The 16,024-nt window shown below is 36.5% G+C and carries 10 protein-coding genes; 3 read left to right on the forward strand and 7 right to left on the reverse strand.

What is annotated here, in order from left to right; genetic code table 11:
• Positions 1-37: 37 nt before the first annotated feature.
• The 3 genes from BST92_RS00355 to miaA are packed head-to-tail and all read left to right on the forward strand — an operon-like array spanning position 38 to position 4,228.
• On the forward strand, positions 38-2,452 hold the full coding sequence (locus tag BST92_RS00355; protein WP_105069671.1) for an alpha-ketoacid dehydrogenase subunit alpha/beta: 2,415 nt from the start codon (positions 38-40) through the stop codon (positions 2,450-2,452).
• The gene (locus BST92_RS00360; RefSeq protein WP_105069672.1) at positions 2,452-3,315 is read left to right on the forward strand and encodes an ion transporter; all 864 of its coding nucleotides are present in this window, start codon (positions 2,452-2,454) and stop codon (positions 3,313-3,315) included. The genes BST92_RS00355 and BST92_RS00360 overlap by 1 nt, the downstream gene beginning before the upstream one ends.
• The gene (gene miaA / locus BST92_RS00365) at positions 3,308-4,228 is read left to right on the forward strand and encodes a tRNA (adenosine(37)-N6)-dimethylallyltransferase MiaA (protein ID WP_105069673.1); all 921 of its coding nucleotides are present in this window, start codon (positions 3,308-3,310) and stop codon (positions 4,226-4,228) included. Before BST92_RS00360 ends, miaA begins: the two co-directional genes overlap by 8 nt.
• Here miaA and BST92_RS00370 read toward each other — a convergent pair.
• From BST92_RS00370 to BST92_RS00400, 7 genes are all read right to left on the reverse strand, one after another.
• The gene (locus BST92_RS00370) at positions 4,225-4,941 is read right to left on the reverse strand and encodes a response regulator transcription factor (RefSeq protein ID WP_036584538.1); all 717 of its coding nucleotides are present in this window, start codon (positions 4,939-4,941) and stop codon (positions 4,225-4,227) included. The two genes, miaA and BST92_RS00370, sit on opposite strands and share 4 nt — an antisense overlap.
• Before the next feature lie 4 nt (positions 4,942-4,945).
• The gene (locus tag BST92_RS00375) at positions 4,946-6,490 is read right to left on the reverse strand and encodes a sensor histidine kinase (protein WP_170061683.1); all 1,545 of its coding nucleotides are present in this window, start codon (positions 6,488-6,490) and stop codon (positions 4,946-4,948) included.
• 113 nt (positions 6,491-6,603) lie between these two features.
• Positions 6,604-7,200 carry a dephospho-CoA kinase gene (gene coaE / locus BST92_RS00380; RefSeq protein ID WP_105069675.1) on the reverse strand — a complete coding sequence of 199 codons (597 nt, stop codon included), beginning with the start codon at positions 7,198-7,200 and terminating at the stop codon, positions 6,604-6,606.
• Complete coding sequence (locus BST92_RS00385) at positions 7,197-7,823, reverse strand: YbbR-like domain-containing protein (protein WP_105069676.1); 627 nt, start codon at positions 7,821-7,823, stop codon at positions 7,197-7,199. Before BST92_RS00385 ends, coaE begins: the two co-directional genes overlap by 4 nt.
• On the reverse strand, positions 7,811-8,122 hold the full coding sequence (locus BST92_RS00390) for a hypothetical protein (RefSeq protein WP_105069677.1): 312 nt from the start codon (positions 8,120-8,122) through the stop codon (positions 7,811-7,813). Before BST92_RS00390 ends, BST92_RS00385 begins: the two co-directional genes overlap by 13 nt.
• A gap of 6 nt (positions 8,123-8,128) precedes the next feature.
• Positions 8,129-9,127 (reverse strand): glycosyltransferase family 2 protein, encoded by a 999-nt coding sequence (locus BST92_RS00395; protein ID WP_170061765.1) that lies wholly within the window; start codon positions 9,125-9,127, stop codon positions 8,129-8,131.
• 73 nt (positions 9,128-9,200) lie between these two features.
• Positions 9,201-16,010: a fibronectin type III domain-containing protein gene (locus BST92_RS00400; RefSeq protein WP_105069679.1), complete on the reverse strand. Its 6,810-nt coding sequence runs from the start codon at positions 16,008-16,010 to the stop codon at positions 9,201-9,203.
• Positions 16,011-16,024: the final 14 nt, after the last annotated feature.

Below are 16,024 nucleotides of genomic sequence, written 5' to 3' on the forward strand. Positions count from 1 at the left end.
ACGTAATCATTACCTTTGCAAGACTATAAAAAAGGCTATGCAAACAGAAAATATCCAAGAACAAAAACTAGTAAAATCAGACTTCAAACAAGAAGTAATTAAAGATTACAAGATTGCGGTAACTAGCCGTGAATGTAGCCTTTTAGGACGTCGTGAAGTTCTTACCGGTAAAGCAAAATTTGGAATTTTTGGTGACGGAAAAGAAATTCCTCAATTAGCATGGGCACGTGCTTTTGAAAATGGTGATTTCCGTAGTGGATATTATCGTGATCAAACTTTTATGATGGCAATAGGCGAATTAACTATAGAACAGTTTTTTGCCGGTCTTTATGCAAATACAGATATTAAAGAAGAACCTATGAGCGCTGGTCGTCAAATGGGTGGACACTTTGCGACACATAGCTTAAATGAAGATGGAAGTTGGAAAAGGTTGATCGATCAGAAAAATTCTAGTGCTGACATCTCACCGACTGCAGGACAAATGCCTAGACTACTAGGTCTTGCTCAAGCATCTAAGGTTTACAGACATAATGACTTAATTCCTGAAGATAACGGCTTTTCAAATAAAGGTAATGAAGTAGCTTGGGGAACGATAGGTAACGCTAGTACAAGTGAAGGTCACTTCTGGGAAAGCTTTAATGCCGCAGGTGTGTTACAAGTACCTATGGTTATAAGTGTATGGGATGATGATTATGGTATCTCGGTACACGCAAGACACCAGACAACAAAAGAAAGTATTTCTAAAATACAAGCTGGTTTCCAGCGTGATCATGAAGATGCTGGTTTTGAAATCATGACTGTTAAAGGTTGGGATTATGTAGAACTGGTAGAAACCTATGAAAAGGCAAGTAAAATTGCTCGCGAAGAGCATGTACCAGTACTAATACATGTTCAAGAATTAACTCAGCCACAAGGGCATAGTACCAGTGGTTCTCACGAACGTTATAAGAACGAAGAACGTCTTGAATGGGAACGTGCTTATGATTGTAATGTACAATTCCGTAAATGGTTAATAGATAATGAATTTGCGACTGATGATGAGTTATCAGAAATCGAAAAGGATATTAAAAAGCAAGTACGCGATGGAAAGAAAGCAGCTTGGTCAGCTTTTATTAACCCTATCGTACAAGAGCGTGATGCCGTACTACCATTATTAGAAAATGTAGCGAGCCAGTCTGCAGATGGTGTTTTTATCAAACCGATGATAGAAAACCTTAAATCTACCAAAGAACCTATCCGCAAAGAAATTCTTGAAACAGTTCGTAAAACATTACGTTATACCTTAAAAGAAAATAACGATGCAATCACTGCTCTCAACCAATGGTTAAATAGTTATAGTAAAGAAATTCAATACAAGTATAGCAGCCACTTATTCAGTGAATCTGCTCAAGCAGCTACTAAGATAGAAGCCGTAGCACCGCAATATAATGAGACTTCAGAGGAAGTAGACGCTCGTTTAATAATGAGAGATAACTTTGATGCTATTTTTGCATCTCGACCTGATACCTTGATTTTTGGTGAAGATGCTGGAGAGATAGGAGATGTAAACCAAGGTCTGGAAGGTATGCAGGAAAAGTATGGTGAGTTGCGTGTATCTGACACAGGTATACGTGAGGCGACCATTCTAGGACAAGGAATAGGTCTTGCGATGCGTGGATTGCGTCCTATTGCAGAGATTCAATACCTAGACTACCTACTCTACTGTTTACAAATAATGAGTGATGATCTCGCTACCGTTCAATATAGAACAGCTGGAAGACAAAAAGCTCCACTTATTATAAGAACACGTGGTCACCGGCTAGAAGGTATATGGCACAGTGGTTCACCTATGGGAGGAATCATTAATTCGGTAAGAGGTATTCACGTTTTAGTACCTCGTAATATGACTCAAGCAGCTGGTTTCTATAACACGATGTTAGAAAGCGATGAACCTGCACTTATTGTAGAATGTTTAAACGGCTATAGACTTAAAGAAAAACTACCGGTTAACTTAGGAGAATTTAAAACACCTATAGGAAAAATTGAAGTTCTTAAAGAAGGTAAAGATATTACCGTTGTATCTTACGGTTCTACCTTAAGACTTATAGAAGAAGCAGCAGTAGAATTAGAAAGAGCTGGAATTGATATAGAAATTATTGACGTACAATCCTTACTACCTTTTGACCTAGATCAAGAAATTAGAGACAGTGTAAGAAAAACAAATCGCTTGTTAGTTGTTGATGAAGATGTACCTGGCGGCGCTAGTGCCTTTATTTTACAACAAATTGTTGATGATCAAAATGCATGGAGATACCTAGACAGTAAACCACAAGCTCTTGCAGCAAAAGCGCATAGACCAGCTTACAGTACAGACGGTGATTACTTTTCCAAACCTAGTGCAGATGACATTTTTGATAAAGTCTATGCGATTATGAACGAAGCAAATCCTTTAAAATATCCTAAAAATTATTAATGGATAACAAAACTTCTTCTACTGTTTGGAAACGTAAAATTCATGAAATAATTTATGAAGCAGACACTCCTGCAGGTAAGTGGTTTGACGTCATTTTACTAGTTCTTATTGTTATAAGCCTAATATTGGTAATGCTAGAAAGCATTCCAGGATTAGGTGAGAAATATGCTTTTGAATTTATTACTGCAGAGTGGATAGTTACTATATTTTTCACTATCGAGTATATATTAAGAGTTATTTCAATAAATAAACCGACTAAGTATATTTTTAGTTTTTACGGAATTATCGATTTCTTATCTACCATTCCGCTATACCTTACTTTTTTCTTTGGCGGTTTCAGCGCTTTACTCGCAGTAAGATCTTTGAGACTATTAAGAGTTTTTAGAATTTTAAAAGTTACTAGATATATAGGTGAAGCAGACAAATTAAGTAAAGCTATAAAAGCCAGTGGTCCTAAAATCGCAGTATTTTTATTTGCAGTAATGGTTGTATCCATCATTTTTGGGACTTTAATGTATCTCGTTGAAGGTCCAGAGCATGGTTTTGATAGCATTCCTAAATCTATTTATTGGTGTATTGTGACCTTGACAACAGTAGGATTTGGTGACATTGCACCAGAAACACCTTTAGGTCAATTTTTAGCAACTTTAATTATGATTATGGGTTACGGTATTATTGCCGTACCTACCGGTATTGTTAGTGCTGAGTATGCACAAGATTTAAGAAAGAAAAGTGACAACAAAGGAATTGAAGACTCTAATTATAGACATGTAAACACACAAGTATGTCAAAATTGTCTTGCCAAAAAACATCAAGATACCGCTCAATTCTGTCACAAATGTGGCTATCCATTACATGATTAATAAATCCCTTATTGTTATAGTAGGTCCTACTGCTGTGGGAAAGACTGCTTTGAGTATCGCTTTCGCGAAAGCGTACCAAACTGAAATAATATCGTGCGACTCTAGACAATTTTTCAAAGAAATGACGATCGGGACCGCAGTACCATCAATCACAGAACTTACCGAAGCACCACATCATTTTATTCAAAATTTGAGTATACATGATTCTTACTCTGTAGGTGATTTTGAAAGAGATGCGGTAAAATTACTAGATAACTTATTTAAAACGCATGACACAGTAATTATGGTAGGCGGCAGTGCTTTATATGAAAAAGCTGTTACACATGGTCTGGATCAATTACCAGAAGTTCCATCATACATAAATGATTCTATAGAAAAATTATTCATAGAAGAAGGGATAGAATCTCTACAAGAAGAATTGAAAATCAAAGATCCTGAGTATTATCAACTAGTAGATTTACAAAACCCGAGAAGACTAATGAGAGCTTTAGCGATTTGTAGGGCTACAGGAGAAACCTTTACACAATATAGATCTGGTGATAAGCAACAGAGAGATTTTAATATTATAAAAGTCGGACTTGAAGCGCCTAGAGAAGAATTATACGATCGCATCAATGCTAGAGTAGACATAATGCTAGAGCAAGGCCTATTAAACGAAGCAAAAAACCTATTACCATTTCAACACCTTACTTCTTTGAAAACTGTAGGGTATCAAGAATTGATGGGCGTATTTGAAAACAAATATGATCTAAAAGAAGGTATTAGATTAATAAAAAGAAACTCACGTAGGTTTGCAAAAAGGCAATTGACTTGGTATCGTAAAGATAACGACGTGATGTGGTTTCACTACAAAACTCGCCACACAGATATTGTGCAGCGAGTTAGTGAAAAACTTATGGAGTCTAATGTTTAAAAATCTACTTGGTCTTTTACTAATAAACGGAATCCTTCACCGTGAATATTCACGATTTCTACATTTTCGTCAGACTTAAGATACTTACGTAATTTTGCAATATATACGTCCATACTACGAGAGGTGAAGTAGTTATCATCTCTCCATATCTTAGTAAGCGCTAATTCACGTGGCATTAGATCATTAAGGTGTAACGCTAGTAGACGTAATAACTCATTCTCTTTAGGCGATAACTTAATAGGCTCTTTATCATTAAGAGTTAAGAATCTAAGTTTAGAATTAAGATGGAAATTACCAATCTGGAATTCAAACTCTTTAGAATCTGCCAGACTATCAGCACCTTTACGCTGTATGATCGCTTTAATCTTCATTAGCAATACCTCACTATCAAAAGGCTTATTTAAGTAGTCATCTGCTCCTACTTTATATCCTCTTAATACATCTTCTTTCATTGCTTTTGCAGTTAAGAAAATAATAGGCACTTCTTCGTTTTTTTCTCTGATCTCTTTGGCTAATGTAAAACCATCTTTATATGGCATCATTACATCTAGAATACAAAGATCATAGTTATCTTTTTTAAATTTCTCAAAACCTTCCATCCCGTTCTTTGCGTGTACCACGTCAAAGTCGTTCATCATAAGGTAATCTTTTAATACTGTCCCGAAGTTGGGATCGTCCTCTACAAGAAGAATCTTTTTGTTTACAGTTTCCATAAGTTTAAGTTATTAAAGGTAAATTAATTATAAATGTGCTTCCCTGGCCTTTTTCACTCTCGACATAAATATCACCATGGTGATCATCCACTATACGTTGAGCATATGCTAAACCTAGTCCGTGTCCTTTTACATTGTGAATATTACCAGTATGTTCTCTAAAGAATTTTTGGAATACTTTGCGTTGAGCATTCTTACTCATCCCTATTCCTTGATCTCTTATTTTAATTACTATTTTATCTCTGACATTTTCAGTATAGACATCTATGACTGGTGCCTCAGACTCATCAGTATATTTGATAGCATTTTCTAATACATTTACAAATACATTACTTAGATGACTTTCATTTGCTAATACTGTTGTGCGCAATGCGCCAAAGTGACGATGTAGTGATCCACCTCGTTGTTCTAGAATTAATGCAATATGTGATATACTATCTTCTAACACATCATTAAGATCTAAATTTTCTTTTTGAATATCTAAATCATTTTTTTCTAATTTAGAAATACGTAATACATTTTCAACTTGTGAATGCATTCTTTTATTTTCTTCTCTAATCATTCTTAGGTAATTAGCTACTTTCTCAGGATCTGAGCTAATTTTAGGATGTTTTAAAGAATCCAATGCTAGATTAATAGTCGCAATAGGAGTTTTAAACTCGTGCGTCATATTATTTATAAAGTCAGTCTTAATTTGCGAAATCTGACGTTGCTGAAACAATTGCGATATAGCACTAGAATAAGCAATTACAATGATAAGTGTAAAAACTAATGAAAGGCCTGCCATGCCTAATACTGATGACAAGATAAATTTTTGCCTGCCTGGAAGATTAATTAATAATTTGTAAGATTGATTATTTGCACTATCAGAATTAAAAATGGGTATTCCCCATGTAAAATAATTCTCGATATCAAAGTTTGCTGACTGAATTCTAGTCGGGAAATTATCTTGATGTATCGCAAACTCAAAACTAGAATTTATTTGACGCTCTTTTAATTCCTTACTTAGCAATTCTTCAACCTGTCTGTTAGTAACCCGTTGCGTTATAGGTAAACTAGCAGACTGATCTGCTATTGACTCCATAAACATCTTTTTACTTAACATATCCCATTGATTTATTTTCTCATAGGATTCTTCAGAATTTACAGGAGCACCATCTAGTGACGAATTACGTTTAATAGTTTTAACACGACGATTCAACAGTTTAGTAAACATTACACTATCCATCTCAATATCTAAAATAGGCGCATTAAGCTTGTAGCTCTCTCCTTGTATGCTATTAGAATATGTAATAGCTTCATCTACATTTGCATCCCTAATACGCATTAACAAAGAACTCATGTTCATTGAATTAGGCGCTATGTCTAAACTATCAATCGCGCGATTAACAGCTCTATAATAATATTCAACCTCTTGATCTTCAATCTCTTTAGCTACGTTTACTAATGATTGTCTAATCGCAAAGGAGAATTGCTCATTTCTCCCATTAATACTATCCACAATCCAGTAAATCTGGACCGCAATAATACCTGCAAGTGAAAGGCTCATAAGAGCAATTAATGTATAAAGTAGTTTTTGTTGCACGCACAAATTTAACACTATCGTAAAGTGTTAAAAAGCGTTTAACCAAATGTTAACATCTATAATAAAAATAAGAATATTTAATTTTTTAACATAAAACGATGAATTAAACCTGATTTAAGAGTTAATAAATCGATATTATCGTTAATTATTACAAAATCTGCCAACTCCAATTTTTCTTTTTGTGTCCATTGATTCTTCATTCTAGAGAGAACATCTTCTTCAGTCACGGCATCTCTATGCATAACCCTTTCAATGCGTTTCTGCAAGGAAGCTGTCACTAAAATAGTAGCATCACACCTCTTATCACCATTTGTTTCAAAAAGAATAGCTGCTTCATATAAAACATAAGCGGCACTATGATGTCTCTCACAAAATTTATCAAAATCGATGCGTACTGCAGGATGTAGTATTTTGTTAAGACCTTCTAACAGGTTTTTATCTTTAAATACTTTACTAGCTATAAAAGGTCTATTAGCCTCTATTTTTCCATTGTCATCAATATATGCCTGTTGACCTAATAAGATCTTCACTTGATCTATAACACTACGATTATTAGAAAGAATATATTTGGACCTTTCATCGGCTATATAAATAGGCACATTTAATTTTTCAAACTCCTTAGCTACGGTAGTTTTTCCACTACCTATACCGCCTGTAAGACCTATCACTTTCATCGCATTACTAAAATTTGGATTTGTTGTGGGGAGAACCTAACAGAATTAACCCGATCACTTAGTACCTCTACATCAGTGGTTACTAAATTATAATCTTCGGTAAGACTATTATAATCTATAACCACATTAAAGTCAGATTCCTTAATCAACTCATAATCTTGTAACCTACAATTAAAAATAACTTCTACTTCGGATGGTATGATTTTAGTTGCAATATCATTTTTATTATTAATAATATTAACCGGAATAGTAAATGAACCTTCAGTCATAACAGCACTTTTAATCATATAATCTACATGTGTAGGTTCGACCTTTATATCTGGATATTGTTCATTAATATTGATGCGCTTTTTAAATACCGTATCTTGAACAGTAATGTCTGCATAATTAATTTCTAAAGTATTTATACTTTTAATCATAGCATCATTCCCTGTTATTAAAACGGAGTCTGGTGTAAAGTAAGGACTGACGATTGGTAAATAATTATGTTCATACGTTACTTTAATTTTAGATTTTAAACCCACTTTTTTTGCAATAAACTCGTTGACCTCTATAGTCATAAGCTCTTCAGAAATGTAACCTACTTTAAAATCATAAGCTAGTTGATTTTTTAAACTTCCCATAACCAGTTTAGGATCAAAAAATAGTTCTCATCCTTAAATACATATTTCTTAAAATCCAGTTCAACTTGAGGCGCTATATAACTAGCTTTAAGCAAATTAAAACCATTACCTGTAAGTTCAACGTCTAGCTGATATGATAATCCGTCTTTGAGCTCCACATGACTAGGTATATTAGTCCATATAACATCTACTGCGACATGCTGTGTATAAACTTCTTTATACTTAAAAAAAAACCACAACAACCCAGCTATTAAAACAAACGTAGAAAAAGTCAACCATTTTCTGTATTCTAAACTCATAGGATTTTATTTAAAAAACAATTGTGGAAATTGATTTTTTTCTTCTTTTTTCAAAATATTTAGATAGAAATATGATTTAAAAAAACCATATCCATAACCCGTAAATTGTATAAAAACAGCATATATAGAAAGCAAGCCTATTTTAACACCGTTTTTTATGCTACTGTCTATAAAGATCAGTAGAAAGTACAGCATCACTGCATAAAGCAACCATACATAACCGGCTAAAAACGTTAACATAGAAAATAATAAACCTATTATAAATAAACTAGGTAACCAGTAGATCACCTTGGCAGAATCTGGATACCATTTATTTAATATAACTCTTACCATCCCAAATTTATGCACCTGCTTGTAAAATAATTTCCATGATATACGTCTCTCATGATATACATAAGCGTCTTTAATTAACCTCGTACGATAACCTGATTTCCATAGCCGGATACTCAAATCTGGATCTTCTCCAGGATGAATTTTACCAAACCCTTCAGTAGACAGAAAAGCCTCTTTACTCAACCCCATATTAAAGCTACGAGGTTGGAATTTATCTAGCTGTTCACTACCACCTCTAATTCCTCCAGTTGTAAAAAATGAGGTCATACTATAATTAATAGCTTTTTGTAATGATGTAAAACTTTCATGAGCGGCATCTGGACCTCCATAACAATCTACATAATCAGATTGCAAAGCGCTCTCAGCTGCTTGTAAGTAACCTTTGGGAAGTATACAATCACTATCTAATATAATAAAATAATTACCCTTTGCTTTACACATACCATAATTACGAGATTCTCCTGGACCTGAATTGGATTTAAAAAAATAGGAAATGTTGACGCTTTCGCGAAAGCGAGAACAAACAGCCTCACAAGTTAATGTAGATCCATCTTCTACAATAACAACTTCAAAATCTTTGTTATAATCTAACCGAGAAATACTAATTAGCAATTTCTCAACCTCTTCAGGACGATTATAAACTGGTACAATAAAGGAAAAATTGAGTTCTATCACGTGGTAAAAATAGGGAATAAAAAAAGGCTGTTCAATTAAGAACAGCCTTTCTAATAAAGTTATATAAAATTTACTCTTTCACTACTCTAATCGTAGAAGTACGACTATCAGTAGTTACTTGTACTAGATAAATTCCAGCACTAAGAGTTGACATATCTATTTGAGCGTTAGTTACACCAGGCTCAACATTTAATACTTGTTGACCTAACATATTCATCACTGTTGCACTGTCAATGTTTTGAAGTCCATTAATATTCAATACATCTTTTACTGGATTAGGATAGAATGTAAATCCTAATTCTTCAACGCTTGACGCACTTGCCGTAGCATCAATTGTAAAGTTATCTACAAAGAACTCTGAATCACCAGCACTAGCTGCAACACCATTAGAACCCCAGAATGCTAACTGAACGATTCCAGTATAAGCACTTAGATCAACCACTACGTTTTGTCCAGTATTAGAAACTGTAGTTGTAGAATCCCATGTCTGTAAAGTAGTCCATGTCATACCACCATCATCAGTGATTACTAATTGAACTTGTTGATCAGCAGTAAAGACTCCTGGAATAGTATCACTAAAGTCAGTATGAGCTATATCAAAAATAGCTTCAAAATTACCAGCAGTTCCTAAATCAAACTCTGGAGTCACTAACCAATCATTGATAGCTGCTGTTGTCCATATATTAATCTTAGCTGCCTGACCATTAGAACTTGCTGCATCATTAGCAAAGTCGTCTGTTGCCCATGCACCATCAAGACCATTAGGTCCTACAGCAACAGCGGTATCATCTCCTTCTGACCAGCAAACTCCTGGATAAGCAGTAAAGTCATTCCCTGGCGCACCAGTAGCTGTACCATATGGAGCTACAAATGGAGCACAACTGGTTTGATAAGTGAATGGACCTACCCAATCACTAAAGTTACCCATACCACAATCTGCTCTCACATAAACTTCAAAACTAGTTGAGGAAGCTAAACCTGATAATGATTCTGCTGTATTCATGGTAGATGTACCAGCTCCTGTAGGAATTCCTGTACCTGCGATTTGATTTACATATTCCCATACCGTTTCTCCACCGCCTGCAGTCCATGTAACATCTGCTGTACTAGAGGTTACATTTGAAACCGCAAGATTAGATGGAGGAAGACATCCTGTAAAAGAATCTACAACAACATCATCTATCGACATATCACTTTCAAACCCATTACCTCGCTCACCTCTAAATCTCACTTGAATGGTTGCCCCAGTAAATGCTCCTAGACCTACATTAGTAGTAATCCATGGGTCAGCCTGAACTGGTTGTTGTTGACCTACAAATGATGCAACGTCATTTACCCATCCATTCCCATCGTTAACGTCCACATGTAAAGTACCCATGTTAACACCATGCATATGATAGCTGAATGTTAATGCAGGATTTGTCAATGCAGACATATCTATTAAAGGAGATAATAATTCTGTTTCTGCACCTAACGCGCCAGAACTTGCTTCTGTAAAGAAAAAATTAGTTCCTGTCGCAGCTGCAAGTGGACCTGTTCCTGTTGATCCAGTGCCTGCTCCACTAACATCCCAAGTATAACCGGTGGTTTGTGGTGTACTCCAACAGTTCTCTTCAACAAATGAAGTTGATACAGTGAATGTTTCAAAACCTTCTGTATAAGGTGCCACAAATGCAGCACAAGCAGTTTCAAAAGAGAATGGCCCTACCATATTACTGAAAGCGCCAGCTCCACAATCTGAGGTTACATAAAATTCATAACAAGTTTGAGAACTTAATCCCGCAATTGATAATGGATTCATAGTTGTACCTGTCACTTGAACTGCAGCCGGATCCATAGTTCCTGGAGTAAATCCACAAGGTCCATATTCTATATTCCAGATGGTAGACATTCCATTTTCTGTCCATCCTAAATCTGCTGTGGAATCTGTAATATTAGTAGCTGTCAAAATGCTAGGATTTGGACAAGCTGGAAGCTCATCAACCTTAAAGTCATCTAAACTGATGTCACCTTCAAAACTACCATTACTAGTTGCTATAAATCTAAATTGAACAGTCGCGCCGGCATATGCAGATAAATCACTTATTTGAGATAACCATGCATCAGCTTGAGCTGTTTGTATTTGACCAGGTCCTAAGGTTACGACATTAGCCCAACCAGTTCCGTCATTTATTTCTAGATCTAAAGAACCTATCTGTCCACCGAACATGTGATAGAAAAACTCAACAGATGGTGTGGTTAATGAAGTTAAATCAATCAATGGACTAACTAGCGTAGCTACATCTCCAGTTCCTGCTCCCGAGGCCTCAGTATAAAAATAATTCACACCACTATTTGCTGCCAATGGACCTGTTCCAGTTGAAGGCGTACTACCAGCTCCATCAACATTCCAATCAAAACCAGCAGTTGCCGATGCTGACCAACACTCATCTTCAACAAAAGTTGTACTAGCTACAAATGTTTCAAAATCCTCGAAATATGGTGCTGTAAATGCAGCACATGCTGTAGTAAATGTAAAAGGACCTATATAAATGCTCGTGTCACCAGGTCCACAAACTGCTCTTACGTAATATTCATAATCTGTATTAGGTAATAGTCCAGAAACTAATGTGTCAGGTGTAGGTGTTATTCCTAATACAGTAACTTCAGCAGTCATAGTATCTGGTGTAAATCCAGGTAATCCTACTTCAACATCCCATTCAGTCTCTGTACCACCAGCTGTCCATGCTAAATCTGCTGTAGTGTCAGTTACCGTAGGAGCAGTTAAAGCAGATGGAGCGGCACACGTAGGAGGAGCGGCACATGTCACAGTCGCTGACCAACCTGGTCGTTGAACAGATCCATCAGATTCAAAAACAAATGTCAAACAACCTGAAGTAGACGTGGCTAGCAACAATTGACCTACTAAATCACCAGTACCACTATTGTTTGTAGGGTCCCAGCACCATTCAGTTCCTCCAGAAGGAGTATTAATAGTAGGGAACGTATTATCTGGTCCATCATAAATTGTTAGACCATCAAAACAACCAGTACCACTATCTTCCATATCATTAAATGTGAAATTCACATAAACCACATCACCAGCATTATCTGGACAAATGTTGTAAGTAATGTTTTCACTATTCTGGTAGTCACCAGATGCTCCACCAGAATCTACAAATGCATCACCAGCACAGTAATCAGGAGATGTCGATGCATTGGTACATACTTGTTGAGAAATATCTCCAGGTCCACATACTGCAGACACACATAATTCATAATCTGTTCCACTGCTTAAACCAGAAATAATAGTCGTAGGAGTAGTTGGATTAGGCGTTACAGCAGTAAATGCAGTAGTACCTACTTCTCTATACTCAACAACCCATTCAGTTTCTGTACCACCAGCTGTCCAGTTTAATTCAACACTACTAGAATTTACTACTCCAGTAGAAAGCATTAAAACATTAGGACAAGTCGGTATGTTATCAACTCTAAAGTCATCAATTGAAATATCACCAGCAAAAGTACCATTAGCTTCAGCTCTAAGTCTTACTTGAATAATATTACTAGTAAGTGCAACAGGAGCTAAATCAATAATTGCATCCAGCCAATCATCAGCTTGAGCTAACTGTTGTTGCCCTACAATCATATCAACATCATTTATCCAACCTGCTCCATCGTTCACATCAACATGCAATGTACCTATTTGAGCACCAAACATATGATATTTAAACTGGACAGAAGGAGCTGTTAAAGGCGTAATATCTATTAACGGAGAAACTAGTCTAGCTTCATCACCAGCGGTACCACTGGAAGCTTCAGTATAGAAATAATTACTACCACTAAAAGCACCTAAAGGACCAGTTCCTGAAGAAGGTGTTGAACCATTGTTATCAACATTCCAATCGTAGGCAGAATCAGAATCTGCTGCCCAACAATTTTCTTCTACAAACGTAGTCGAAGCGGTAAATGCCTCAAATGTATCCAAATAAGGTGCTGTAAATGCAGCACATTCTGTAGTAAAAGTTCCAGGACCAGAAACAGCACTTAGAGTACCCATTCCACAATCTGCAGTAATATAATAATCATAGCATGTAAAAGACGACAATCCAGAAACAGTGAATGGATTAGTAGTTGCAGCTACAGTTGTAGAAGTCCCATCACCAGGAACAAATCCACAAGGACCATACTCTATACTCCATGCAGTTGCAGATCCATTTTCATTCCATAATATTTCGGCTGTTATGTCAGTAACAACACCTGTAGCTAAAGCTGATGGCTGCGGGCAAGCTGGGATCTCGTCAAAAACAATATCATCAATCGCTATGTCTGAAGTTCCTGTAAATGCAGTTTCAGTTCTTTCGGCTCTAAATCTAACCTGAACAGTACCTGTACTATTGTATGGTAACAAGTCTACTACTTGCACGTCCCAAGCAGATGCTCCGCTAGTTTGTTGTTGCCCAGTAAGTGTCAAAACATCATTTACAAATCCAGAACCATCATTAACATCGACATGTAAAATTCCAGTCGCAGCACCAAACATATGAGAAGCAAACTGCATTGACGGTGCTGTTAAACCTGAGATATCAACTATAGGTGCTAGTAAAATTGCTTCATTTCCCGCTACTCCACCATTTCCTTCTACATAAAAATAGTTACTACCACTATTAGCACCATCAGGTCCCGTATTAGTTGTAGGCGTACTACCTGCTCCATCTATATTCCAATTCCATTCTGTAAAGGAAGTTGAGTTCCAAGAACCTTCCCAACAATTTGCAGCAACAAAGTCTACACCTGCAGTAAAGCTTTCAAAATCCTCAGTATATGATGCTACAATTGGAGAACATTTTGTGGTAAATGTAAAAGGTCCTACCCAAGCACTAAATCCATCTGTACCACAATTTGATCGTACATAGAAATCATAAGTAGTTTCTGCTGTTAATCCAGACGCTGTTTCAGGATTTGAAGCGGTAAGATTTTCATATACTGCACCAGCTGAACCTTGCGCTACACCTGTAGGCTGCACCTCTACTTCCCAAGAAGTCGCCAAACCGTTTTCAGACCAAGAAAGTACCGCACTTGTATCTAAAATTCCATTAGTGGTTAACAAATTAGGATCTGGACAAGGTGGTAATTCACCAACATACACATCATCTAAAGAAATGTCACCTTCAAATGTTCCAGCAGATACTGCTCTAAATCTAATTTGAACGGTTTGACCAGAATATGCACTTAAATTAACAATTTGAAGTAACCAAGAATCTCCTTGAGCTGTTTGCTGAGCACCAGAAATAGTGTTAACAGCAGTCCAACCTGAACCAGTTAAATCATCCACCTCGAGAATTAAATCTCCTATTTGACCACCAAACATGTGATAATAAAACTGAACTGATGGATTAGTTAACCCAGAAAGGTCAAATTGAGGACCATTAAGAATAGCCTCACTAGTACCTGCTGATCCAGAACTTGCTTCAGTATAGAAATAATTAACGCCAGAAAAAGCTGCTAAAGGCCCAGTATTAGATGAAGGTGTAGAACCTGCACCATCAACATTCCAATCATAAGCATCAACCGAAGTAGCTGACCAACATAATTCTTCTACAAACGCAGTAGTGGCTCCAAATGATTCAAAATCTTGAAGATATGGTGCCGCAGACGTTGGTGCAAATGGTAAACACAAAGTGGTTGCGTTCAATAATGTTGCAGAACTATAATCTGGAGCAACTGGATCACATACCGCTCTTACATAAATATCGTAAGCAGTAGCATCAGATAAACCAGATAAAGTTGTGGAAGGATTAGTCATCACGTTCACAACTGTTCCTTGAGCTGGGTTAGAAAAAGGAGCCGATATGGTACCTACTGCAGCATATTCAACTTCCCATTCTGTTTCAGTAGAACCAGCCGCCCAGTCAATATCCATACTATTGAATGAAATGTTAGTTGCCTGAATTGCGGTAACTACTGGACAAGAAATAGCCGTTTGTGCAGTGTAAGGTCCAGCCCAAACGCTTAAATCTCCCATTCCGCAATCAATTCTAACAAAAAAGTCATAAGAAGTATCAGATGCTAAACCTGTAACATCTGCAAATGGTGCCGTAAATTGTTGTACAACCGTTCCTCCACTACCTTGTGTATATGGAGATGGACCATATTCTACTTCAAAAGTAGGGCTAGGATTTCCATTAGCATCCCAAACAAAAGAAACGCTATTTGCGGTCTGCGTTACAGGAGCAAAATTTGACGGGCTTGGACATGATTCTGTCGTAGTAAACTGAATTGGTCCTTGACAGGCACTTTGGTCACCAGGTCCACAAACAGCTATAACGTACACATCATAAGTAGTAACAGAACTAAGTCCTGAAATAACAAATGGATTTGAAGTAGCGGTAACTTGTGTACCACCAGAACCACAAGAGTATGGAGCAATACCATATTCTATTATCCATTCCATTTCAGATCCTCCAGCGGTCCACCCTATCTCGGCAGAATCTGCAACCACATTATTTGAGGTAATATTAGATACAGCAGGACATGTTGGACATGACACCGTACTATTGAAGAAATTACCAGTTGCCGGAGAAAAACCAGAATTAACAACTACTATTCCTTCAGAATCAAATAATGTAAATTCATTATCTCCTGGTGTGACAGCATCGGCCACATAGTCTAATGATAAGGTATCTCCATCATTTACAGTAATAGTGACTGTATTAATATTACCCGGCGGATTAGGTACGGTGTACACTTGTGGTGTACCACCATTGATGGTCACAGATATCTGCGCACCATTGTTCCAACCATCTCCAAAATTATCCAACATTTCTAATGAATAATCACACTGAGCGACCATCATTGAAACAGTGAATAATGCTAAAAAAGTAGCGTAAAAATGTTTCATAATAAGATTTTAGT

The sequence above is a fragment of the Nonlabens arenilitoris genome (genome assembly GCF_002954765.1).
GTDB lineage: Bacteria > Bacteroidota > Bacteroidia > Flavobacteriales > Flavobacteriaceae > Nonlabens > Nonlabens arenilitoris.

Excerpts from the sequence above, each read along its gene's own strand:
- BST92_RS00355 (WP_105069671.1), top strand. The coding sequence starts at position 38 with ATGCAAACAGAAAATATCCAAGAACAAAAACTAGTAAAATCAGACTTC.
- BST92_RS00360 (WP_105069672.1), top strand. The coding sequence starts at position 2,452 with ATGGATAACAAAACTTCTTCTACTGTTTGGAAACGTAAAATTCATGAA.
- miaA (WP_105069673.1), top strand. The coding sequence starts at position 3,308 with ATGATTAATAAATCCCTTATTGTTATAGTAGGTCCTACTGCTGTGGGA.
- BST92_RS00370 (WP_036584538.1), bottom strand. The coding sequence starts at position 4,941 with ATGGAAACTGTAAACAAAAAGATTCTTCTTGTAGAGGACGATCCCAAC.
- BST92_RS00375 (WP_170061683.1), bottom strand. The coding sequence starts at position 6,490 with ATGAGCCTTTCACTTGCAGGTATTATTGCGGTCCAGATTTACTGGATT.
- coaE (WP_105069675.1), bottom strand. The coding sequence starts at position 7,200 with ATGAAAGTGATAGGTCTTACAGGCGGTATAGGTAGTGGAAAAACTACC.
- BST92_RS00385 (WP_105069676.1), bottom strand. The coding sequence starts at position 7,823 with ATGGGAAGTTTAAAAAATCAACTAGCTTATGATTTTAAAGTAGGTTAC.
- BST92_RS00390 (WP_105069677.1), bottom strand. The coding sequence starts at position 8,122 with ATGAGTTTAGAATACAGAAAATGGTTGACTTTTTCTACGTTTGTTTTA.
- BST92_RS00400 (WP_105069679.1), bottom strand. The coding sequence starts at position 16,010 with ATGAAACATTTTTACGCTACTTTTTTAGCATTATTCACTGTTTCAATG.